This is a genomic window from Enterobacter sp. ENT03, from assembly GCF_019218745.1.
GTDB lineage: Bacteria > Pseudomonadota > Gammaproteobacteria > Enterobacterales > Enterobacteriaceae > Enterobacter_D.
In genome coordinates, this window is sequence record NZ_JAHUXA010000014.1 from 51,606 (window position 1) to 73,469 (window position 21,864).

General features: G+C 56.9%; 20 protein-coding genes. 11 read left to right on the forward strand and 9 right to left on the reverse strand.

Annotated elements, in window-relative coordinates:
* Positions 1-121: 121 nt before the first annotated feature.
* From hofQ to KW828_RS16580, 5 genes are read right to left on the reverse strand one after another with little or no spacing between them, the layout of a single operon-like run.
* On the reverse strand, positions 122-1,342 hold the full coding sequence (gene hofQ / locus KW828_RS16565; protein ID WP_256350227.1) for a DNA uptake porin HofQ: 1,221 nt from the start codon (positions 1,340-1,342) through the stop codon (positions 122-124).
* Positions 1,227-1,682, reverse strand: a complete 456-nt coding sequence (locus KW828_RS21960) for a HofP DNA utilization family protein (RefSeq protein WP_256350228.1) — start codon at positions 1,680-1,682, stop codon at positions 1,227-1,229. Before KW828_RS21960 ends, hofQ begins: the two co-directional genes overlap by 116 nt.
* Positions 1,672-2,133, reverse strand: a complete 462-nt coding sequence (gene gspM / locus KW828_RS16570; RefSeq protein WP_218337429.1) for a type II secretion system protein GspM — start codon at positions 2,131-2,133, stop codon at positions 1,672-1,674. The genes KW828_RS21960 and gspM overlap by 11 nt, the downstream gene beginning before the upstream one ends.
* On the reverse strand, positions 2,117-2,647 hold the full coding sequence (locus KW828_RS16575; protein ID WP_218337430.1) for a PilN domain-containing protein: 531 nt from the start codon (positions 2,645-2,647) through the stop codon (positions 2,117-2,119). Before KW828_RS16575 ends, gspM begins: the two co-directional genes overlap by 17 nt.
* Before the next feature lie 8 nt (positions 2,648-2,655).
* The gene (locus KW828_RS16580; protein ID WP_218337431.1) at positions 2,656-3,438 is read right to left on the reverse strand and encodes a pilus assembly protein PilM; all 783 of its coding nucleotides are present in this window, start codon (positions 3,436-3,438) and stop codon (positions 2,656-2,658) included.
* Between the two features lie 121 nt (positions 3,439-3,559).
* On the opposite strand from KW828_RS16580, the gene mrcA reads away from it, so the two are divergent.
* On the forward strand, positions 3,560-6,112 hold the full coding sequence (mrcA, locus tag KW828_RS16585; protein ID WP_218337432.1) for a peptidoglycan glycosyltransferase/peptidoglycan DD-transpeptidase MrcA: 2,553 nt from the start codon (positions 3,560-3,562) through the stop codon (positions 6,110-6,112).
* Positions 6,113-6,148: 36 nt separating this feature from the next.
* On the opposite strand, the gene nudE is transcribed toward mrcA, so the two are convergent.
* Positions 6,149-6,709 carry an ADP compounds hydrolase NudE gene (gene nudE, locus KW828_RS16590; protein WP_218337433.1) on the reverse strand — a complete coding sequence of 187 codons (561 nt, stop codon included), beginning with the start codon at positions 6,707-6,709 and terminating at the stop codon, positions 6,149-6,151.
* 320 nt (positions 6,710-7,029) lie between these two features.
* Here nudE and KW828_RS16595 point away from each other — a divergent pair, with 320 nt between their 5' ends.
* The 5 genes from KW828_RS16595 (at position 7,030) to pckA (ending at position 13,138) form a co-directional block, all read left to right on the forward strand.
* Positions 7,030-9,165 (forward strand): intracellular growth attenuator family protein, encoded by a 2,136-nt coding sequence (locus KW828_RS16595; RefSeq protein ID WP_218337434.1) that lies wholly within the window; start codon positions 7,030-7,032, stop codon positions 9,163-9,165.
* Between the two features lie 62 nt (positions 9,166-9,227).
* Positions 9,228-9,911 (forward strand): GMP/IMP nucleotidase, encoded by a 684-nt coding sequence (gene yrfG, locus KW828_RS16600; protein WP_218337435.1) that lies wholly within the window; start codon positions 9,228-9,230, stop codon positions 9,909-9,911.
* A complete protein-coding gene (gene hslR, locus KW828_RS16605) occupies positions 9,908-10,309 on the forward strand; it encodes a ribosome-associated heat shock protein Hsp15 (protein WP_218337436.1) in 402 nt (133 codons plus the stop codon). The genes yrfG and hslR overlap by 4 nt, the downstream gene beginning before the upstream one ends.
* A 24-nt stretch (positions 10,310-10,333) precedes the next feature.
* Complete coding sequence (gene hslO / locus KW828_RS16610) at positions 10,334-11,212, forward strand: Hsp33 family molecular chaperone HslO (protein ID WP_218337437.1); 879 nt, start codon at positions 10,334-10,336, stop codon at positions 11,210-11,212.
* Positions 11,213-11,518: 306 nt separating this feature from the next.
* Positions 11,519-13,138, forward strand: coding sequence for a phosphoenolpyruvate carboxykinase (ATP) (pckA, locus tag KW828_RS16615; RefSeq protein ID WP_218337438.1), 1,620 nt, complete (start codon positions 11,519-11,521; stop codon positions 13,136-13,138).
* 81 nt (positions 13,139-13,219) lie between these two features.
* Here pckA and envZ read toward each other — a convergent pair whose 3' ends face one another.
* Positions 13,220-14,566 (reverse strand): two-component system sensor histidine kinase EnvZ, encoded by a 1,347-nt coding sequence (gene envZ / locus KW828_RS16620; protein ID WP_218337439.1) that lies wholly within the window; start codon positions 14,564-14,566, stop codon positions 13,220-13,222.
* Entirely contained in the window at positions 14,563-15,282 is a 720-nt protein-coding gene (ompR, locus tag KW828_RS16625; protein WP_001157751.1) for a two-component system response regulator OmpR, read from the reverse strand. Before ompR ends, envZ begins: the two co-directional genes overlap by 4 nt.
* A gap of 160 nt (positions 15,283-15,442) precedes the next feature.
* On the opposite strand from ompR, the gene greB reads away from it, so the two are divergent.
* The 5 genes from greB (at position 15,443) to feoC (ending at position 21,516) form a co-directional block, all read left to right on the forward strand.
* Entirely contained in the window at positions 15,443-15,916 is a 474-nt protein-coding gene (gene greB / locus KW828_RS16630; RefSeq protein ID WP_088220978.1) for a transcription elongation factor GreB, read from the forward strand.
* Positions 15,917-16,014: 98 nt separating this feature from the next.
* The gene (locus KW828_RS16635; protein ID WP_218337440.1) at positions 16,015-18,348 is read left to right on the forward strand and encodes a Tex family protein; all 2,334 of its coding nucleotides are present in this window, start codon (positions 16,015-16,017) and stop codon (positions 18,346-18,348) included.
* Positions 18,349-18,686: 338 nt separating this feature from the next.
* Positions 18,687-18,914 carry a ferrous iron transporter A gene (feoA, locus tag KW828_RS16640; protein WP_088220980.1) on the forward strand — a complete coding sequence of 76 codons (228 nt, stop codon included), beginning with the start codon at positions 18,687-18,689 and terminating at the stop codon, positions 18,912-18,914.
* 32 nt (positions 18,915-18,946) lie between these two features.
* Positions 18,947-21,268, forward strand: coding sequence for a Fe(2+) transporter permease subunit FeoB (gene feoB, locus KW828_RS16645; protein ID WP_218337441.1), 2,322 nt, complete (start codon positions 18,947-18,949; stop codon positions 21,266-21,268).
* 11 nt (positions 21,269-21,279) lie between these two features.
* A complete protein-coding gene (feoC, locus tag KW828_RS16650; RefSeq protein WP_218337442.1) occupies positions 21,280-21,516 on the forward strand; it encodes a [Fe-S]-dependent transcriptional repressor FeoC in 237 nt (78 codons plus the stop codon).
* A gap of 33 nt (positions 21,517-21,549) precedes the next feature.
* On the opposite strand, the gene KW828_RS16655 is transcribed toward feoC, so the two are convergent.
* Positions 21,550-21,819: a YdgH/BhsA/McbA-like domain containing protein gene (locus KW828_RS16655; protein ID WP_218337443.1), complete on the reverse strand. Its 270-nt coding sequence runs from the start codon at positions 21,817-21,819 to the stop codon at positions 21,550-21,552.
* Between the last annotated feature and the right edge of the window lie 45 nt (positions 21,820-21,864).

Consider the following 21,864-nt stretch of genomic DNA (forward strand, 5'->3'; position numbering starts at 1 on the left):
TCATCTCCCACGTCAAACACCGGAGTTCAGTTCAGTGCAAAAACCATCAAGTTTCGTGCATATCACACGTATGTCTGTCGCCACCCGCAGGCAGTGTTTTCGCGGGCAGCGGCGCATATCCCTAACGCAGCGGCACCAGCCGGGGCGTGATAAACACCACCAGCTCACGCCGTTCATTATCTTTACCGTCGTGACGAAACAGCTGCCCCAGCCAGGGAACGCTGGCAAGCAGCGGAACCTTATCGCTGGCCGTTTTCTTTTTATGCTGAAAAATGCCGCCCAGCGCCAGCGTATCGCCGCTTTTCACTTCAACCTGTGTTTCGATTTCCTGTTTATCAATGGCCAGGGTTTCGCCATCCGCCTGCTGTAATACCTGACCGGGCATGTTCTGGCTGATATGCAGCTTCAGGCGCACCCGCCCGTCCGGCAGCACCGTAGGGGTGACTTCCATGCCGAGCACCGCCTCTTTAAATTCAACCGAGGTGGCACCGCTGTCACCGCTGGAGACCTGATAGGGGATTTCGCTGCCCTGTTTAATACTGGCGGGCTGCAAATGGGACGCCAGCAGGCGGGGGCTGGCGATAATATCCAGCTTTTGCTCCTGCTCCAGCGCCGACAGCTCGACGCCCAGCATGCGACCGTCGATGCGCCCGATATTAAAACCTATCCGCGTGGTGGCGTTGGCCACCGACAGATCGCCGCTTAAGGCCGTCATATGCCCGACTTTTGCCACCGCATCGGCAGGCGCCTCGGCGAGATCCCACTTCACACCCAGTTCACGCAGACTTTTTTCATTAATAGTGACGATGTGCGCTTCAAGCTCCACCTGCGCTACCGGCAGATCCATCTCCTCAACCCAACGGCTAAAGGTGCGTAACGTGTCGGCATTGTCGCGCAGCAGCAGGCGATTGGTGCGTTTGTCCACCGTTACCGTACCTCTGGCACTGAGCAGTTTCGCGCCCGCGGCGGCCAGTTCGCCCGCATCGGCATAACGCAGTGCGATGCTTTGATCTTTTAATGGCAAGTTCAGCCGCTGCTTTTCCTGTTCGGCTTCGAGGCTGGCCTGCTTTTGCTGCTGCCAGGCCTGGGAATGCACATGCAGGATTGTGCCCTGCTGTTGCAGCGTCAGCCCGGCACTGGCAATCACCGTCTGCAGCGCCTGTTTCCACGGCACATTAACCAGATGCAGCGAGAGCGTACCGCTGACGTCGGGGGACACCACCAGATTATGCTTCTCCTGCTCCGCCAGGCTTTGCAGCACCTGCACCACCGGTACGTCGTCCACCATCAGCGTGACCGGCTTCGGCGCTTCCGCTCTTGCTGCCAGTACGCTGCACATCATGATTATCCCTGCCCATCGTTTCATGTTGATCTCCCTGTCGTGTCCATCGCCACTGCGGCGGTTCACAGCCTGCCGCCGTAAAAATTTGCATCTCCTGATCGGTGATGTTCCCCACCCGCCAGCCGGGCGATAAAAGATCGCCTGTGGTTGCACGATGCCACTTTCCGCTGCCATCGCGTAGGATCCCTCTGACGCTGCCTTTCACCGCAACGAAACCCTGATAGCGCCACTGCGTCAGCTGCGCCGTCTGGCAGACGTCCGGCTGCGGTAAAAAGGGGTCCCGCATGCCGGTAAGGCAGGTGAAAGTCATGACGGCCAGCATCCAGCGTTTAACGATCATTGGCCGCCTCCAGTTGCAGGGTAAAGCGAAGCTGCTCGCCCTCCGGCTCCAGCGTAAAACCACGAATGACCATGTCGTACTCCGCCAGTCGCGCAAAAGTGTCCATAACCTGTGCCCACTTCGCGGCCAGCACCAGTTCACCGCCATTCACCGCGGGTTGCCAGCGCGTCAGGCTGGCGCGCGGGGGCGTAAAGTCCAGCGGCGAGAAGGTACGCGCTGGCTGGCTTTCTGCCCGCGCCTCCGGCAGGCGCAACGCATGGGTTCGCTGATAATGCTGGCGTAACGTTACCTGCCGGGCGGCACGTTCGTTCTTCAGCTGCGCCAGTCTGTTACCTGGCGGGCGAACCGCCATCCACCACAGGCAGACGGCCAGGCAACACGTCAGCACTACCCACAGCGCCACCCGTTCCCGCGTGGTTAAGCCGTACCAGAAATCAAGGCAACGCTGCATGGGCCGCATCCTCGATTAACTGATGCTGAAATTGCCAGCGGCCCTGCGCATCCCGTGTGGTCGCACCGGCAGTGCCGGGATGAAAGCCGGGGATGTGGCTGAGCGCGCCGTCAAGCCGGGATAAGGCCGCAAGCGAGGTGGCAAAACCGGTCAGCGACAGCTTCCCCGGTTGATAGTGCAGTTGCGTCAGCCAGGCCGCGTCCGGCATCTGTTCTGCCAGCGGCGTCAGGGTAAGCTGCCATTCCCGTGTAGCTGCGCGCTGCTGTTCGCGTTTTATCTGCTGCTGTAAGCGCTGCTGCGCCTGCAGACGCTCAGCGTGACGCCGGTTAAGCGCGGCGAATAGCGTGGCGTCGGCGTCCTGCGTGAGATAAATAACCCGCTGCTCCACCTGGATGCCGTGACGGCAGAGCAGCGTCGTCGTCAGCAGCGTAAGCACGGTGGCGACAGACACCCCACACCAGCAGCGGTTATGCCGCCGCTGACGGTGTGAACGCCAGGGCAGGAGATTGACCATGTACACGTTCAGTGCTCCTCGCCCAGTGCCAGCCCAATGGCGACTGCCCAGGCATCGCCGTTCACCGGTAACGGCGGCTGGCGATGCGGCACAGCGCACCAGACATCAAAGCCCGCGGATGTTTCGCACACCTGCCCCTGCGCCGGATCGAGGCCTAATTGCGCCGCCAGCGCTTCCGGCGAATCGATACCCTGCGCGGGCTGTCTTCCCCAGCGTTCCCGCGTGGCCCACAGCCACTGGCCGGGATCGCGCCAGCTCAGCCAGCGGGCAGGGGGCGCGAGTAAGGGGATCAGCCGTTGCAGGGCGCAGGCATCGGGCGTGATAGCGGCTACATGGAGACGCAACGACTGCGCCAGTTCAAACAGTTCAGCCACATCTTTGTGTTGCGCTGCCGTCACGCGGTAGGCGTCATGGACGGTGTCTTCACGGTAGTCGAAGCGTAGATCGTCGCTCGCCATATCGAGTTCCCGCGCGAGGCTGCCCGCCATCCACGACAATCGCTCGCGTTCGCCCAGGCGCATTGCCGGGCGGGGGAAGGTCTTTTGCAGAGTACGTCCGGAGGGAAATGCCAGCCTGATACGGTGGCGGCGCGGCAGCGTTTTACTCCAGGGTAACAACGCCTGAGAGAGCGCATCAAACTGCTTGATCTGCCCGTCCACGACGATGTCCCCGGCGAGTGGAACCTGCCACCAGCGACGCAGCGCCCACTGCCCTTTCTCACGAACCAGCGCGATGCCGTACACGCCACCTTGTTGAATATGCAGCCCTATTTGCCAGTGCCCGAATGCCATACCTGTCGATCTCCTTATCTGCCGCCAACAGTGACGACGCTATCAATGCGTCAGGCTTGCCTTTATACTACCGCGCGGTTGTTTATAAACTGCCCAAGTGAAACTAAATGGGAAATCTCCGGTGAAGTTCGTAAAGTATTTATTGATCCTTGCAGTCTGTTGCATTCTGCTGGGAGCAGGCTCGATCTATGGCTTATACAAATATGTTGAGCCGCAACTCCCTGATGTCGCCACGCTCAGAGATGTGCGTTTGCAGATCCCGATGCAGGTTTACAGCGCTGATGGCGAGTTGATCGCCCAGTACGGTGAAAAAAGACGCATCCCGCTGACGTTAAATCAGATCCCACCCGTGATGGTGAAAGCGTTTATTGCGACGGAAGACAGCCGTTTTTATGAGCATCATGGTGTTGATCCCGTGGGGATTTTCCGTGCTGCCAGCGTGGCGCTTTTCTCCGGCCATGCTTCGCAGGGCGCAAGCACCATCACCCAGCAGCTGGCGCGAAACTTCTACCTCAGTCCTGAACGCACCCTGATGCGTAAAATAAAGGAAGTGTTCCTCGCCATCCGCATCGAGCAGTTGATGAATAAAGACGAGATCCTCGAACTTTATCTCAACAAAATTTATCTCGGTTATCGCGCCTATGGCGTAGGCTCCGCCGCGCAGGTCTATTTCGGTAAGCCCGTCGATCAACTGACGCTCAGCGAAATCGCCGTGATTGCCGGTCTGCCAAAAGCGCCGTCAACCTTCAACCCGCTCTATTCGCTGGAACGTGCTACAAGCCGCCGCAATGTGGTGCTGTCGCGTATGCTCAGCGAAGGCTATATCTCGCAGGCGGAGTACGATCAGGCGCGCGGCGAGGCGATTGACGCCAACTATCACGCCCCGGAAATCGCTTTCTCAGCGCCTTATCTGTCAGAGATGGTGCGTCAGGAGATGGTGTCCCGCTACGGCGATAAAGCTTATGAAGATGGCTACCGCGTTTACACCACCATCACACGCCGCATCCAGCAGGCCGCGCAGCAGGCGGTACGTAACAACGTGCTGGATTACGACATGCGCCACGGCTATCGCGGCCCGTCGAACGTGTTGTGGAAGCTGGGTGAAAGCGCCTGGGATACACAGAAAATCACCCAGACATTAAAAGCGCTGCCAACCTACGGGCCGTTGTTGCCTGCGGTGGTGACCGCGACCAGCCTGCAAGAAGCAACGGCGATGCTGGCAGACGGCACCTCCGTTTCGTTGCGCATGGAAGGCATGCGCTGGGCGCGTCCTTACCGTTCGGATACCGCGCAGGGCGCCACGCCACGTAAAGTTACCGATGTGGTACAGACCGGGCAGCAAATCTGGGTGCGTCAGGTTGACGATGCCTGGTGGCTGGCGCAGGTGCCGGATGTGAACTCCGCGCTAGTCTCCATCAATCCGCAGAACGGCGCGGTGATGGCGCTGGTGGGCGGCTTCGATTTCAACCAGAGCAAGTTTAACCGCGCCACCCAGGCGCTGCGTCAGGTCGGCTCAAATATCAAGCCGTTCCTTTACACGGCGGCGATGGACAAAGGGTTGACGCTGGCGAGCATTCTCAACGACGTGCCGATTTCACGCTGGGATGCGGGTGCCGGCTCCGACTGGCAGCCGAAAAACTCTCCGGCGGAATACGCCGGGCCGATCCGTTTACGTCAGGGCTTAGGCCAGTCGAAAAACGTGGTGATGGTCCGTGCGATGCGCGCGATGGGCGTGGATTACGCGGCAGAGTATTTGCAGCGCTTCGGCTTCCCGGCGCAAAACATCGTGCATACCGAATCGCTGGCGCTCGGCTCGGCGTCGTTTACGCCGTTACAGGTCGCGCGCGGTTATGCGGTGATGGCGAACGGCGGTTTCCTGGTGGATCCGTATTTCATCAGCAAAATCGAAAACGATCAGGGCGGCGTGCTGTTTGAAGCCCGTCCGAAGATCGCCTGTGTGGAGTGCGACATCCCGGTGATCTACGGCGAAACGCAGAAGTCTGGCGTGCTGGAAAATAAAGATGTTGAAGACGTAGCCCGCTCGCAGGAGCAGCAAAATGCCGTCGTGCCAATGCCGCAACTGGGCCAGGCCAATCAGGCGCTGGTGGCGCAGACCGGGGCGCAGGAGTACGCGCCGCACGTCATCAATACCCCGCTGGCGTTCTTAATCAAGAGCGCGCTCAACAGCAATATCTTTGGCGAACCGGGCTGGCAGGGAACTGGCTGGCGTGCAGGTCGCGATCTGAAGCGCAACGATATTGGCGGCAAAACCGGTACCACCAACAGCTCGAAAGATGCGTGGTTCTCAGGCTACGGTCCGGGCGCAGTCACCTCTGTGTGGATCGGCTTTGACGATCATCGGCGGGATCTGGGCCGCACCACCGCTTCGGGGGCGATTAAAGATCAGATTTCAGGTTATGAAGGCGGTGCGAAAAGTGCTCAGCCCGCGTGGGACGCCTTTATGAAACATGCACTGGAAGGCGTACCTGAAGAGCCGCTGACGCCGCCGCCGGGCATCGTGACAGTGAATATCGACCGCAGCACGGGTCAACTGGCTAACGGTGGCAACAGTCGTCAGGAGTATTTCATCGAAGGTACGCAGCCGACACAGCAGGCGGTACATGAGGTGGGAACGACGATCATTGATAACGGCGAGACGCACGAGCTGTTCTGATCCAAAAGCCCTCTCCTTCGGGAGAGGGCAAAAAACCTACAGCCTGCCCTGCCCCTTCAGCCATTCCCGAACCAGAAACAGCGCGCTGACATTGCGAGCTTCGTTAAAATCGGGATCTTCCAGCAAATCCATCAGATGAGCCAGTGGCCAGCGTACCTGCGGCAGCGGTTCAGGCTCATCTCCTTCCAGCGATTCCGGGTAGAGATCTTCTGCCACCACGATATTCATTTTGCTGGAGAAATAGGACGGCGCCATGCTGAGTTTCTTCAGAAACGTCAGGTTATTCGCGCCAAAGCCCACTTCCTCTTTTAACTCGCGGTTTGCGGCTTCATACACGCTTTCGCCCGGATCGATAAGCCCCTTCGAGAAGCCCAGTTCGTAAGCTTCAATCCCTACGGCATATTCACGGATCAAAATCAGATGGTCATCGACGATGGGCACAATCATTACGGCTTCTCGCGTGGACGGGCGCATGCGCTCATAAACACGACGCTCGCCGTTGCTGAATTCCAGATCCACGCTTTCAACGTTAAATAACCGTGATTTGGCGACGGTTTCGACGTTAAGAATGGTGGGTTTTTGCAATGATTTACTCATTATGATGGGGTCTTTACAGTGGAAACTCGGGTTATTGTGCGGTATAGCGAGCGGTTTCGGCAACGGCATTCGCGCTCTATTTACATATTTGTAACGTCAACTAGTACATTCATCATTTCGTTAAAAAAGTCAAGAGCTTGAATTAAGATTAGGAATTTGCTGATATTGCATGCAGAGTGTCTTTTGTTACTATCCTGCGCGCTGGTATGCGCTTAAAAGAATTCAGTTTTATACTTGCCCGAAACCAGCCACATGATGACGTTTTTTTGGAAAGGGTGCTACTGACCACACCTCTGTAAAAAAAGTAAGATGGGGAAAGCATGAGCACCATTTTGATTTTTTTCGCTGCCTGCCTTGCCTGCGCACTTCTTGCATGGTGGTTTTTCAGGCGACGGACGAAGCGCCTCTACCGGCTACCAAATCCTCAGGCTTTTGCTGATGCCGCCACGCGAAAGTTAACCGCCGATGAGCGCAGTGCGGTTGAAAGCTATCTTGATACGCTCTCCCGCGTGCTGGATGTTCCCGGCCCGACCGGCGCCACCACGCCGCCCGTCGCGATGGCGCTAAATACGCAAAGCAACACGGTTTTTACCGTGACGCACTCGATCACCCGATACGGCATCAACACCGACGATCTCAATAAATGGCGCTATTACCTTGATGCGGTAGAAGTGCATTTGCCCCCGTTCTGGGAACAGTACATCACCGACGAAAACGCGGTGGAATTGATCTACACCGATACCCTTCCGCTGGTCATTTCGCTCAACGGTCATACCCTGAGTGAATACATGCAGGAAACACGCGGCTACTCGCTGGAAGTGCAGACTTCCACCCAGGCGTCGATCCGCGGCGAAGAGAGCGAGCAGATCGAGCTGCTGAATATTCGTCAGCAAACGCGGGAAGAGTATGCCCTGAGTCGCCCGGACGGGCTGCGGGAAGCCCTGTTGATCAGCGCCTCTTTTCTGCTGTTTTTCTTCTGCCTGGTGACGCCCGATGTCTTCGTTCCGTGGATGGCAGGCGGTGCGATCATGCTGCTGGCCGCCGGGCTGTGGGGATTATTTGCGCCACCGGCCAAAAATACGCTACGTGAGATCCATTGCCTGCGCGGCACGCCAAAACGCTGGGGGTTGTTCGGTGAAAACGATCAGGAACAGATTAATAATATCTCCCTTGGCATCATTGACCTGATTTATCCTCCGCACTGGCAGCCCTATATCGCTCAGGATTTAGGGCAGCAGACAGACATTGATATTTATCTGGATCGTCACGTTGTGCGTCAGGGACGCTTTTTATCTCTGCATGATGAAGCCACCCATTTTCCGATTCAGCACTGGTTACGTAGCGCCGTTATCGCCATCGGCGCGCTGGTAGTGCTGGCGATGCTCATCATCTGGGTCCCGCTGGATATGCCGATCAAATTTACCGTGTCGTGGATGAAAGGCGCGCAGACCATTGAAGCGACCAGCGTCGGCGAACTGGAAAAAGCAGCCGTGCGCGTGGGGGATACGCTGAGCCTGCGCGGTACCGGCATGTGCAGTATTCATGCCGCAGGTAACTGGAGCACCCAGCAAAAGTCGCCGTTTACGCCGTTCGACTGCTCGCAGATCATCTGGAACGACGCGCCGCCGCTGCCGTTGCCGGAATCGGATACTGTCACTAAAGCCAGCGCGCTGATCCAGGCGGTCAATCGCCAGCTGCATCCTCAGACTGAAGAGGATTCTCGCGTCAGCGCCGCCCTGCGTTCCGCCATCGAAAAATCCGGTATGGTGCTGCTGGATGATTTTGCCGACATCGTGCTGAAAACCCAGGATTTATGCGCCGCCGAAGATGAGTGTCTGCGCCTGAAAAATGCGCTGGTTAACCTTGGTAACACCAAAGACTGGGACGCACTCACCCGCCGCGCCAGCACTGGCCGTCTCAGCGGCGTGAACGTACTGTTACGCCCGGTCAGCGCCGAATCGCTGGATAACCTTGTGGCGACGTCCACCGCGCCCTTTATTACGCGTGAAACGTCACGTGCGGCCCAGGCGCTGAACAGCCCGGCTCCTGGCGGCTTTGTGATTGCCAGCGATGAAGGCAGCGAGCTGGTCGATCAACCGTGGCCGCCGGTCGCGCTGTATGATTATCCGGCGCAGGATCAATGGGGAGAGTTTCAGCGGCTGGCGCAAATGCTGATGCAGACACCGTTCAGCGCCGAAGGGATCATTACCAATATTTATACTGACGCCAACGGCACCCGTCACATCAGACTGCACCGTATGCCGGACAGCGCCGGCCTGTGGCGTTACGCGGCAACGACCCTGCTGCTGGCCGTGTTGATTATCTGTAGCCTGTATAACGGCATTCAGGCGCTGCGCCGCTATCAGCGTCATCGCACTCGTCTGGCTGATATTCAGCAATACTATGACAGCTGCTTTAACCCGACGCTGATCCCCTCCCCCGAAAATATGATCTGATCACCTTCGCGCGGCCGTTTTCTGCGGCCCGCGCCGAAGGTGCTTTCTGCCCGGAGTGTTCTATGCATATTGAGATTGACTGGCAAAACGTGGATACCGTTTTGCTGGACATGGATGGCACCCTGCTCGACCTGGCGTTTGACAACTACTTCTGGCAAAAACTGGTGCCGGAAACCTATGCCGCACAGCGGGGCATTAGCCCGCAGGAAGCGCAGGATTACATCGGCCAGCAGTATCATGCCGTGCAGCATACGCTAAACTGGTACTGTCTGGATTACTGGAGTGAACGCCTCGGACTGGACATTTGCGCCATGACCACCGCCCAGGGCGCACGCGCGGTATTACGTGAAGACACCGTGCCGTTTCTGGATGCGCTAAAAGCCTGCGGGAAACGCCGTATTTTGCTGACCAATGCGCATCCGCATAACCTGGCGGTGAAGCTTGAGCATACGGGCCTGGGTTCACACCTTGATTTATTACTTTCCACCCACACATTTAGCTATCCGAAAGAGGATCAGCGATTATGGCAAGCCGTACAGCAGGAGACCGGGCTTGATCCGGCACGGACCCTGTTTGTTGATGACAGCGAACCTATCCTTGATGCGGCAGCACAGTTCGGCATTCGCTACTGCCTCGGCATTACGAATCCTGACTCCGGTATTGCTGAGAAGCAGTATCAGCGCCATCCGGGGCTAAATGATTACCGCCGTTTGATCCCCGCACTCGGTGTGAAGGAGACGCGATGAAAGAGAAACCCGCACCCCAGGTTCGTCTCGATAAGTGGCTCTGGGCGGCACGCTTTTACAAAACCCGCGCGCTGGCCCGTGAGATGATCGAAGGCGGCAAAGTGCATTACAACGGACAGCGCTCCAAACCGAGTAAAATCGTCGAGTTGCATGCCCGGCTGACGCTGCGTCAGGGAAATGACGAGCGCACGGTGATTGTCAATGCCATCACCGAGCAACGCCGCCCGGCAACTGAGGCGGTGGCGCTGTACGAAGAAACGGCAGAAAGCGTTGAAAAGCGCGAGAAAATGGCCGAGGCACGTAAACTCAACGCCCTCACCATGCCGCACCCCGATCGCCGTCCGGATAAGAAAGAACGCCGCGACCTGATAAAATTTAAATTCGGTGAAAAAGAATAATCTTCACCCTAAGACGAGATGACTATGGCCCAACACGACCAATTGCACCGCTACCTGTTTGAAAATTATGCCGTTCGCGGCGAACTGGTATCGGTATCCGGGAGCCTGCAACATATCCTCGAAAATCATGACTACCCGCAGCCGGTGAAAATGATCCTCGGAGAGTTGCTGGTCGCGACAAGTTTACTGACTGCCACCCTGAAATTCGCGGGTGATATTACCGTGCAGTTGCAGGGTGATGGCCCGATGAGCCTCGCCGTTATCAATGGCAACAACAAGCAGGAAATGCGCGGCGTTGCGCGCGTGCAGGGCGACGTGCCGGAAGATGCCGATCTGAAAACGCTCATTGGCAACGGTTATCTGGTGATCACTATTGCGCCAGAAGAAGGCGAGCGCTATCAGGGCGTGGTGGGTCTGGAAGGCGATACGCTGGCCGAATGCCTGGAAGATTACTTCATGCGTTCTGAGCAGCTACCGACGCGCCTGTTCATTCGCACCGGCCTCGTCGACGGTAAAGCCGCTGCGGGCGGTATGCTGCTACAGGTACTGCCAGCGCAGGATACTCAGGCCAATGATTTCGAGCATCTGGCGACGCTGACCGACACCATCAAGCTGGAAGAGCTGACCACGCTGCCGGCTAACGACGTGCTGTGGCGTCTGTATCACGAAGAAGAAGTGACCCTTTACGATCCGCAGGACGTGGTGTTTAAGTGTACCTGCTCCCGCGAACGTTGTGCCGGGGCGCTGCGCACTCTGCCGGATGAAGAAATTGACAGCATTCTGGCGGAAGAAGGCGAAATCGACATGCATTGTGATTACTGCGGTAATCACTATCTGTTCAATTCGATGGATATTGCGGAAATTCGCAATAACGCCTCCCCAGCCGATCCGCAGGTGCACTAATCCTGACGTGCGCGTCACCGCCCGGTGGCGCGCCTCTTAAAATCTTCATGAAACAGTTACGTAATTTCCTTTCATGAATGCGATTACACTCACAAAGCCGCCGACTAATCCTCTAAAAAAGCCCGATTGCGTAACGTTTCCTCCCTGGGTCAAAGCAAAACATCCATAATTCGTCTCGCCAGGTGACGGGTGTAACCCTATATAGTGAGATTTTCCTGAAGCGTAAATCTATGAGCCCCGTCGCGGTTAAAACCCCTATAACAACCCTACAATCTCAGGTAGTACATTTAGCTAAGGAGTAGTGACATGCGCGTTAACGATTTAACCCCGCAGGATCTCGAGGCTTATGGTATCCACGACGTTAAGAATATTGTCCACAACCCTGATTACGACACGCTGTATCAGGAAGAGCTCAATCCAGGTCTGGAAGGATACGAGCGCGGTGTGCTGACAAATTCTGGTGCTATCGCCGTCGACACCGGTATTTTCACCGGCCGTTCACCAAAGGATAAATACATTGTTCGCGATGACACCACCCGCGATACCGTGTGGTGGTCCGACAAAGGCAAAGGCAAAAACGACAACAAACCGCTCTCCCCGGAAATCTGGCAGCATCTGAAAGGTCTCGTCACCCGCCAGCTCTCCGGCAAGCGCCTGTTTATTGTCGATGCGTTTTGTGGCGCGAACGCTGACACCCGTCTGTCGGTGCGCTTTATTACCGAAGTCGCCTGGCAGGCCCATTTCGTCAAAAACATGTTTATCCGCCCGACGGACGAAGAGCTGGCAGACTTTACGCCGGACTTTATCGTTATGAACGGCGCGAAATGCACCAACCCGCAATGGAAAGAGCAGGGACTGAACTCCGAGAACTTCGTGGCTTTCAACCTGACCGAACGCATTCAGCTGATCGGCGGTACCTGGTACGGCGGCGAAATGAAAAAAGGGATGTTCTCGATCATGAACTACCTGCTGCCGCTGAAGGGGATCGCCTCGATGCACTGTTCGGCAAACGTCGGTGAAAAAGGCGATGTGGCGGTGTTCTTCGGTCTGTCCGGCACCGGAAAAACGACCCTTTCCACCGATCCGAAACGTCGCTTGATCGGCGATGACGAGCACGGCTGGGACGACGACGGGGTGTTCAACTTTGAAGGCGGCTGCTACGCCAAGACGATCAAACTGTCTGAAGAAGCGGAACCGGATATTTTCCACGCCATTCGCCGCGATGCGCTGCTGGAAAACGTCACCGTGCGTGCAGACGGCTCCGTCGATTATGACGATGGCTCAAAAACCGAGAATACCCGCGTCTCTTACCCGATCTATCACATTGATAATATCGTCAAGCCGGTGTCAAAAGCGGGCCATGCCACTAAGGTGATCTTCCTGACCGCCGATGCTTTCGGCGTGCTGCCGCCAGTGTCGCGTCTGTCGGCAAACCAGACGCAGTACCATTTCCTGTCGGGCTTCACCGCCAAGCTGGCGGGCACCGAGCGTGGCGTGACCGAACCAACGCCGACCTTCTCCGCCTGCTTCGGCGCGGCGTTCCTGTCGCTGCATCCGACGCAGTACGCCGAAGTGCTGGTGAAACGCATGCAGGCAGCAGGCGCACAGGCCTATCTGGTGAATACCGGCTGGAACGGCACCGGCAAACGCATTTCGATCAAAGATACGCGCGCCATTATCGACGCCATTCTGAATGGTTCACTGGATCAGGCGGAAACCTTTACGCTGCCGATGTTTGATCTGGCCATTCCGACGACGCTGCCGGGCGTGGATACCGCGATCCTCGATCCGCGCAATACCTATGCGTCACCGGAACAGTGGCAGGAGAAAGCCGAAGCGCTGGCGAAGCTGTTTATCAGTAATTTCGAGAAGTATACCGATACTCCGGCGGGTGCAGCGCTGGTGAGTGCCGGACCGAAGCTGTAAATCTTATCTGTTTTATGCCCGGCGGCGCGTTGCTTGCCGGGCCTACTGTTTCACTGCGCCACCGGGCACTGTGAATTAACTCTATTTCACCTGACTTGCCACACGCGCCACCGGGATCGGCAACCAGGCGCGGATGCATAACCCACCCCGCTCGCTTGTTCCCAGCTCCAGCAGACCGTTATGGTTATCGACAATACGCTGCACAATCGCCAGCCCTAAGCCGGTGCCGCTGGTGCTGCGCGCGCTGTCGCCCCGTACGAAAGGCTGGAACAGGTGCTTGCGCTGTTCTGGTTTGATCCCCGGACCATCGTCCTCCACCTGGAACCAGGCGCGGTGCGGTTCCGTGCCGCTGCTGACTTTGATCCAGCCGTTGCCATAGCGGGCGGCGTTAACCACCATATTCGCGACGGCGCGCTTGATAGAGAGCGGATGCATGCGCACCAGGATCTCGCCTGGATGCATTGCCGTTTCGATCTCACGCTCATAACCGCTTTCAGCCGCCACCACTTCACCCAACACCGAATTGAGATCCGCGATCTCCATCGGCATTTCCTGACCGGTACGCAGATAATCAATAAACTGCTCGATAATGGCGTTGCACTCTTCGATGTCTTTATTGATGGATTCCGCGAGATAGCCGTCTTCTTCGGCCATCATTTCCGTTGCCAGCCGGATACGGGTCAGCGGCGTACGCAGATCGTGGCTGACACCTGCCATTAACAGCGTACGGTCATCGGCCAGTTGTTTCACGCCCGCCGCCATCTGGTTAAACGCCCGGGTGACCGAGCGCACCTCAGACGCACCATACTCGCGCAGCGGCTGCGGGATTTGGCCTTTACCCACCTTAAGCGCCGCGTGCTCCAGATCCACCAGTGGCCGGTTCTGGATGCGGATAAACAGCCACGCGCCGCCGATCGCCATCAGCATAATGGCCAGCGTATAGCGGAACAGCGGGGAGAAATCGCCCTGATGAATTTCAGTGAGCGGCACGCGCACCCAGATATTGGGCGACAGCCAGGTTTTGAGCCACACGACCGGCGAGCTTTTGTTGACCTCGACGCGCACTTCCGTCGGGCCGCCCAGCTGCTGCGCCATCTGATGGCTTAAGAATTCGTAATGTTGCGCCCAACGCAGGCCCGCGTCTTCGGCAGCCTCGTTGGAGTAGAGCGAAATCCCCAGCTCGCGGTAAATCTCCCGGCGAAACGCAGGGGGAACCACCAGCTGTGTGCCGTCCTCCAGTTGCAGTTTATCGGTCATCAGCATACGAACTTCGTAGGCGAGGACCTTATTAAACTGCTGGAGGCTTGGCAGGATCGCGAAGTTCAGCACCACCAGATAGGTCGTCACCAGGCTGACGAACAGCAAGGTGACAATCAGTAACAGCGTGCGGGCAAACGAGCTTCGCGGCGAGAAGCGCATTCGCCTCATGCTTTAGAACCGTCCGGCACAAAGACGTAGCCCAGACCCCAGACGGTCTGAATATAGCGCGGATGCGCCGGATCCTCTTCCACCATGCGGCGCAGGCGGGAGATCTGTACGTCGATAGAACGCTCCATCGCGGAGTATTCACGGCCACGCGCCAGGTTCATCAGCTTATCGCGGGACAGCGGCTCGCGCGGATGGCTGACCAGCGCTTTGAGCACGGCGAATTCACCGCTGGTCAGCGGCATCGGCTCATCTTCACGGAACATTTCGCGGGTGCCGAGGTTAAGCTTGAACTTACCAAAGGCGATCACCGCTTCTTCCTGAGACGGCGCGCCCGGCAGTTCGTTCGCCTGACGACGCAGCACGGCGCGGATACGGGCCAGCAGCTCACGCGGGTTGAAGGGTTTTGGAATATAGTCGTCAGCGCCAATTTCGAGGCCCACGATACGGTCAACCTCTTCACCTTTCGCCGTCACCATAATGATCGGCATCGGGTTGCTCTGGCTACGCAGACGGCGGCAGATGGACAAACCATCTTCACCAGGTAACATTAAGTCGAGCACCATCAGGTGGAAGGATTCACGGGTTAACAGGCGATCCATCTGTTCTGCGTTGGCGACGCTGCGAACCTGGAAGCCTTGCTCGGTGAGATAACGTTCAAGCAGCGCACGCAGGCGCATATCGTCATCGACGACCAGAATCTTATAATTCTCTTGCATTGTTTGTACTCCCAAAGGTTCGGACAATCTAGAAAGCGTATTCTAAAAAAGTGTGCGCCTACCACCAGTTAATTCTGGTATGAATTCTAGTCGAAATTGTTACAAAGCATATTTAACAGCAAGTTATCTGTACATTTGCTCACAGAATAAGGCATGGAAAATGAAAACGCCCCTGATTACCCGTGAGGGTTACGACAAACTCAAGCAGGAAATGGATTATCTCTGGCGTCAGGAGCGCCCGGAAGTCACCAAAAAAGTGACCTGGGCGGCAAGTCTGGGCGACCGCAGTGAAAACGCTGACTATCAGTATAATAAAAAACGGCTGCGTGAGATCGACCGCCGGGTGCGCTACCTCACCAAATGTCTGGAAAACCTGCGCATCGTAGATTACTCCCCCCAGCAGGAAGGCAAAGTCTTTTTCGGGGCCTGGGTGGAAATAGAGAATGACGAGGGCGATACCCGCCGTTTTCGTATTGTCGGTTACGATGAAATTTTTGGTCAAAAGGATTACATCTCTATCGACTCGCCGATGGCGCGCGCGCTGCTGAAAAAAGAGGTCGGTGACGTCGCCGTGGTGCAGACGCCAGGCGGGGAAGCCACCTGGTATGTGAACGACATCACCTATGTAAAATAGCCCGCCGGAATAATCCAGAAGCCGCCCGTTACGGCTGGCATTTTGCTGCCTCAATCCGTATAACTATCGGCTGATTTTGCTCAGAAGATGATATTGAAATGATGAATAATTCGCTCTGCCGCATTATTGCGGGTGAACTTCAGGCCAGAACCGAACAGGTAGAATCTGCCGTTCGCCTGCTTGATGAAGGGAACACCGTGCCGTTCATTGCACGTTATCGTAAAGAGGTCACCGGCGGTCTGGACGACACGCAATTACGTCAGCTCGAAACCCGTCTTGGCTACCTGCGCGAACTGGAAGACCGACGCCAGGCGATCCTCAAATCCATCGGCGAACAGGGCAAGCTGACCGACGAACTGGCTGGCGCCATCAACAGTACGCTGAGCAAAACCGAACTCGAAGACCTTTACCTGCCCTATAAGCCGAAGCGCCGCACGCGCGGGCAAATCGCCATTGAAGCGGGCCTTGAACCGCTCGCCGATTTACTGTGGAACGATCCGTCCCATCACCCGGAAACCGAAGCCGCGAAGTTTGTTGATGCGGATAAAGGCGTGGCTGACACCAAAGCCGCGCTCGACGGCGCGCGTTATATTCTGATGGAGCGCTTTGCGGAAGACGCGGCGTTGCTGGCGAAAGTGCGTGACTATCTGTGGAAAAACGCGCATCTGGTGGCGACGGTGATTAGCGGCAAAGAGGAAGAAGGCGCGAAATTCCGCGACTATTTCGATCATCACGAACCTATTAGCAGCGTGCCGTCGCACCGCGCGCTGGCGATGTTCCGTGGCCGCAACGAAGGCATTCTGCAACTGGCGTTGAACGCCGATCCGCAGTTTGATGAGCCGCCCAAAGAGAGCCACTGCGAACAGATTATTATCGACCATCTCGGTCTGCGCCTGAACAACGCCCCTGCCGACAGCTGGCGTCGTGGCGTGGTGAGCTGGACGTGGCGCATCAAAGTGCTGATGCACCTCGAAACGGAATTAATGGGCACCGTGCGCGAGCGCGCCGAAGACGAAGCCATTAACGTGTTCGCCCGTAACCTGCACGATCTGCTGATGGCGGCCCCTGCGGGCCTGCGCGCGACCATGGGCCTCGATCCGGGCCTGCGCACCGGCGTAAAAGTGGCGGTGGTTGACGGCACCGGCAAGCTGGTCGCAACCGACACCATCTATCCGCATACCGGTCAGGCTGCCAAAGCCGCCGTTGTAGTCGCCGCGCTGTGCGAAAAACATAACGTTGAACTGGTGGCCATCGGCAACGGTACTGCGTCACGTGAAACCGAGCGTTTCTTCCTCGATGTGCAAAAGCAGTTCCCGAAAGTGACGGCGCAAAAAGTGATCGTCAGCGAAGCGGGCGCATCCGTCTATTCTGCCTCTGAACTGGCGGCGCTGGAGTTCCCGGATCTGGATGTCTCTATCCGTGGCGCGGTGTCCATCGCCCGTCGTTTGCAGGATCCGCTGGCGGAGCTGGTGAAGATCGATCCGAAATCCATCGGGGTGGGTCAGTATCAGCACGATGTCAGCCAGTCACAGCTGGCGCGTAAGCTTGATGCGGTGGTCGAGGACTGCGTAAACGCCGTGGGCGTTGATCTGAATACCGCGTCGGTGCCGCTGTTAACCCGCGTGGCGGGCTTAACCCGCATGATGGCGCAAAACATTGTGGCCTGGCGCGATGAAAACGGTCAGTTCCAGAACCGCCAGCAGTTGCTGAAGGTGAGTCGTCTGGGACCGAAAGCATTCGAGCAGTGCGCGGGCTTCCTGCGTATTAACCACGGCGATAACCCGCTGGATGCCTCAACAGTGCACCCGGAAGCCTACCCGGTGGTGGAGCGTATTCTGGCCGCCACCGAGCAATCGCTGCGCGATCTGATGGGTAATGGCAACGAACTGCGCCAGCTGAAAGCCTCAGACTTCACCGATGAGCGTTTCGGCGTGCCGACGGTGAGCGACATCATCAAAGAGCTGGAAAAACCAGGCCGCGATCCGCGCCCGGAATTTAAAACCGCCACCTTCGCCGAAGGCGTGGAAACCATGAACGATCTGCTGCCGGGGATGATCCTCGAAGGCGCGGTGACCAACGTCACCAACTTCGGCGCGTTTGTGGACATCGGCGTACATCAGGACGGACTGGTACATATCTCCTCGCTGTCCAGTAAGTTTGTCGACGATCCGCACAGCGTGGTGAAAGCCGGCGATATTGTGAAAGTGAAGGTCATGGAAGTCGATCTGCCGCGTAAGCGTATCGCTCTGACCATGCGTCTTGACGAACAGCCAGGCGAAACCAGTTCCCGTCGCGGCAACGGTCCACAGCGCGAGCAGGCCAGCCGCCCGGCAGCACGCGGCGCGGCAAAACCACGTGGTCGTGAAGCTCAGTCTTCCGGCAACAGCGCGATGATGGATGCACTGGCAGCGGCAATGGGTAAAAAACGTTAATCTTTTTTCGCCCTCTCCTGCGGGAGAGGGCATTTACGTTAAATAATTAATAAAACTTAACAGATCACTATTTTTCACATTATTAACACAATGCGTTAATTCCATATTCATTTCCTTAAAATCATTTCCTCGCTTATTTTTGAGCTATATCAAAAGTCCCGCATATTCATTGCCAATATAACATCCACACACATTTTATCCGTTGATGATAAAAACCATTCTCATTACCATTCTATCAGTTGATTATTTTGTCACCGTCACCGGGCTAATCCTTCCCGTCTCCTGAATGATTACGTCGCCCGGCACGCTCCCCTGATTTACAAAACAAAGTAGGTCCTATGGCATTCTCACCTGACAGCGCGTGGAAAATTACCGGGTTCGCGCCTGAAATCAGCCCGGCTTATCGTCAGAAACTGCTTTCGCTTGGCATGCTGCCCGGCTCGTCATTTAACGTGGTGCGCGTCGCGCCCTTCGGCGATCCGGTGCATATTGAAACCCGTCGTGTCAGCCTGGTATTACGAAAAAAAGATCTGGCGCTATTAGAAGTAGAAGCCGTATCCCGTTAATAAGCGACTGACTCACAGAGCGCAGCAACACTATGAAAAAATTAACACTCGGTTTAATTGGTAATCCTAATTCCGGCAAAACAACCTTATTCAATCAGTTAACCGGCGCACGTCAGCGTGTCGGTAACTGGGCTGGCGTCACGGTGGAGCGCAAAGAAGGTCTATTCTCCACCACCGATCATGCGGTGACGCTGGTGGATCTCCCCGGCACCTATTCTCTGACGACCATTTCGTCGCAAACCTCCCTCGATGAACAGATCGCCTGCCACTACATTCTGAGCGGCGATGCAGACATGCTGATCAACGTGGTGGATGCCTCTAATCTGGAGCGTAATCTCTACCTGACGTTACAGTTGCTGGAGCTGGGTATTCCCTGCATCGTGGCGCTTAACATGCTCGACATTGCCGAGAAGCAGAAGATCCGCATCGACATTGACGCATTATCCGCCCGCCTGGGCTGCCCGGTCGTGCCGCTGGTGTCAACGCGCGGGCGCGGCATCGAAGCCCTCAAGCTTGCGATTGACCGCCACCAGCAGAATCAGGCCATCAGCCTGGTGCACTATGCCCGCCCCCTGCTGCGGGAAGCCGCCACGCTGGCCGACGCCATGGATATGCAGATGCCGGAACAGCAACGCCGCTGGCTGGCGCTGCAAATGCTGGAAGGTGATATTTACAGCCGTGGCTATGCGGGCGATGCGGCGCAGCATCTGCCGGACACGCTGGCCCGTCTTAAAAACGAAATGGACGATCCCGGCCTGCACATCGCTGATGCCCGCTATCAAACTATCGCCGCCATGTGTGACGCGGTGAGCAACACCCTAACGGCGGAGCCGGGGCGCTTTACCGCCGCGATGGATAAGATCATCCTCAACCGTGTGCTTGGCCTGCCGATCTTCCTGCTGGTGATGTACGTCATGTTTGTACTCGCCATTAACATTGGCGGCGCGCTGTCACCCATATTTGACGCCGGTTCCGTCGCCATTTTCGTCCACGGCATTCAGTGGATTGGTTATACGCTGCATTTCCCCGACTGGCTGACCATTTTCCTCGCTCAGGGGCTGGGCGGGGGTATCAACACGGTGCTGCCGCTGGTACCGCAAATCGGCATGATGTTCCTGTTTCTCTCCTTCCTTGAAGACTCCGGCTATATGGCGCGCGCGGCCTTTGTCATGGATCGCCTGATGCAGTCGCTGGGCCTGCCGGGCAAATCTTTTGTGCCGCTGATTGTTGGCTTCGGCTGCAACGTGCCGTCAGTCATGGGCGCCCGCACGCTGGATGCCCCGCGTGAGCGTCTGATGACTATCATGATGGCGCCTTTTATGTCCTGCGGTGCGCGGCTGGCGATCTTCGCGGTGTTTGCGTCGGCCTTCTTCGGTCAACAGGGTGCGCTGGCGGTGTTCTCGCTCTATGTGCTGGGGATTGTCATGGCGATCCTCACGGGCCTGATGCTGAAGCACACCATCATGCGCGGCGAAGCCTCGCCCTTTGTGATGGAACTGCCGGTGTATCACGTCCCGCACCTGAAAAGCCTGCTGCTGCAAACCTGGCAGCGTCTGAAAGGATTTGTGCTGCGCGCCGGTAAAGTGATTGTGGTGGTCAGTATTTTCCTCAGCGCCCTGAACAGCTTTACGCTGGGCGGCCAGGCGGCCACCAGCATCAACGATTCGGCGCTGGCGTCGGTCAGCCGGGTGTTCACACCATTGCTAAAACCCATCGGCGTGGAGAATGATCACTGGCAGGCCACCGTCGGCCTGTTTACTGGCGCGATGGCCAAAGAAGTGGTGGTCGGCACGCTCAACTCGCTCTATACCGCGGAAAATATTCAGGAAGCGCCCTTCGATGCCACGCAGTTTAGTGTGTCGGAAGAACTGTTGGGTGCCGCAGAAGAAACCTGGCAAAGCCTGGTGGACACCTTAAGTCTGAGCACGCTGGCGAACCCCATTGAAGCCAGTAAAGGCGACGGCGAAATGGCTACGGGATCAATGGGGGTGATGAGCGAGAAATTTGGCAGCCCGGCGGCGGCCTACAGCTACCTGATCTTCGTGCTGCTCTATATCCCCTGCATTTCGGTGATGGGCGCCATTGCCCGTGAAGCGAGCCGCGGCTGGATGGGCTTCTCGATCCTCTGGGGGCTGAACATTGCTTATTCCCTTGCAACCGTATTTTATCAGACGGCTACCTTTAGCCAGCACCCGCGCTACAGCCTGGTCTGTATCCTCGCGGTGATCCTGTTTAACGTGCTGGTGATTGGCGGCCTGCGCCGCGCCAGAAGCCGGGTGAACGTCGACCTGCTGGCGACCCGCAAACAGCTTGCCCGCTGCTGCGAAGCCAGTACCGGCAGTGACTGTCACTAAGGAGACGCGCCATGGCTTCACTGTTTGAGATCCGCGATATGCTGGCCCTGCATGGCAAAATGGAGGCCTGCACCCTGAGCAACGCGCTGCAGACGCCGCTGGCGATGATGGAAGCGATGCTGGGACGGATGGAAGCGCTGGGAAAAGCCCGGCGCGTGCAGGAAGATCCAGGCGGCTGTCTGAGTGGGCAATGCCGGGAGTGTCCTGACGGGAAAGCCTGTCTGCGGGAGTGGTGGATGTTGTGCTGACAGACAGGCGGATCGACGATCCGCCTGCTGCTGTTATTTATAGACGTCTGCGGTAGCGTGAATGTCTTTGCCGGTTTTATCGGCGCTGGTCACCACGAAATACTTCCCGCCCAGCTCATCGGCCTTTTTAGTGATTTCTTCGCGTGCGTCCATAGGCGCAGTGCTTTCGGACGCCGTCACCGTGCCAATTTTGGTCAGATTCATCTCTTTGACTTTATCTTTCTGCAACTCTTCTGCTGCAAACACGCCAAATGACAGCGAACCAATAACCAGAGACGCGACAATACCAGTAGCAAGTTTCATAGGCTTAACTCCTTTAAGGTGGTGGTTCTAAGGTCATTACGCTTT

Bases quoted from the DNA above. Each gene is read 5' to 3' on its own strand.
- hofQ (WP_256350227.1), bottom strand. From the start codon at position 1,342: ATGATGTGCAGCGTACTGGCAGCAAGAGCGGAAGCGCCGAAGCCGGTC.
- KW828_RS21960 (WP_256350228.1), bottom strand. From the start codon at position 1,682: ATGATCGTTAAACGCTGGATGCTGGCCGTCATGACTTTCACCTGCCTT.
- gspM (WP_218337429.1), bottom strand. From the start codon at position 2,133: ATGCAGCGTTGCCTTGATTTCTGGTACGGCTTAACCACGCGGGAACGG.
- KW828_RS16575 (WP_218337430.1), bottom strand. From the start codon at position 2,647: ATGGTCAATCTCCTGCCCTGGCGTTCACACCGTCAGCGGCGGCATAAC.
- KW828_RS16580 (WP_218337431.1), bottom strand. From the start codon at position 3,438: ATGGCATTCGGGCACTGGCAAATAGGGCTGCATATTCAACAAGGTGGC.
- nudE (WP_218337433.1), bottom strand. From the start codon at position 6,709: ATGAGTAAATCATTGCAAAAACCCACCATTCTTAACGTCGAAACCGTC.
- KW828_RS16595 (WP_218337434.1), top strand. From the start codon at position 7,030: ATGAGCACCATTTTGATTTTTTTCGCTGCCTGCCTTGCCTGCGCACTT.
- yrfG (WP_218337435.1), top strand. From the start codon at position 9,228: ATGCATATTGAGATTGACTGGCAAAACGTGGATACCGTTTTGCTGGAC.
- hslR (WP_218337436.1), top strand. From the start codon at position 9,908: ATGAAAGAGAAACCCGCACCCCAGGTTCGTCTCGATAAGTGGCTCTGG.
- hslO (WP_218337437.1), top strand. From the start codon at position 10,334: ATGGCCCAACACGACCAATTGCACCGCTACCTGTTTGAAAATTATGCC.
- pckA (WP_218337438.1), top strand. From the start codon at position 11,519: ATGCGCGTTAACGATTTAACCCCGCAGGATCTCGAGGCTTATGGTATC.
- envZ (WP_218337439.1), bottom strand. From the start codon at position 14,566: ATGAGGCGAATGCGCTTCTCGCCGCGAAGCTCGTTTGCCCGCACGCTG.
- ompR (WP_001157751.1), bottom strand. From the start codon at position 15,282: ATGCAAGAGAATTATAAGATTCTGGTCGTCGATGACGATATGCGCCTG.
- greB (WP_088220978.1), top strand. From the start codon at position 15,443: ATGAAAACGCCCCTGATTACCCGTGAGGGTTACGACAAACTCAAGCAG.
- KW828_RS16635 (WP_218337440.1), top strand. From the start codon at position 16,015: ATGATGAATAATTCGCTCTGCCGCATTATTGCGGGTGAACTTCAGGCC.
- feoA (WP_088220980.1), top strand. From the start codon at position 18,687: ATGGCATTCTCACCTGACAGCGCGTGGAAAATTACCGGGTTCGCGCCT.
- feoB (WP_218337441.1), top strand. From the start codon at position 18,947: ATGAAAAAATTAACACTCGGTTTAATTGGTAATCCTAATTCCGGCAAA.
- feoC (WP_218337442.1), top strand. From the start codon at position 21,280: ATGGCTTCACTGTTTGAGATCCGCGATATGCTGGCCCTGCATGGCAAA.
- KW828_RS16655 (WP_218337443.1), bottom strand. From the start codon at position 21,819: ATGAAACTTGCTACTGGTATTGTCGCGTCTCTGGTTATTGGTTCGCTG.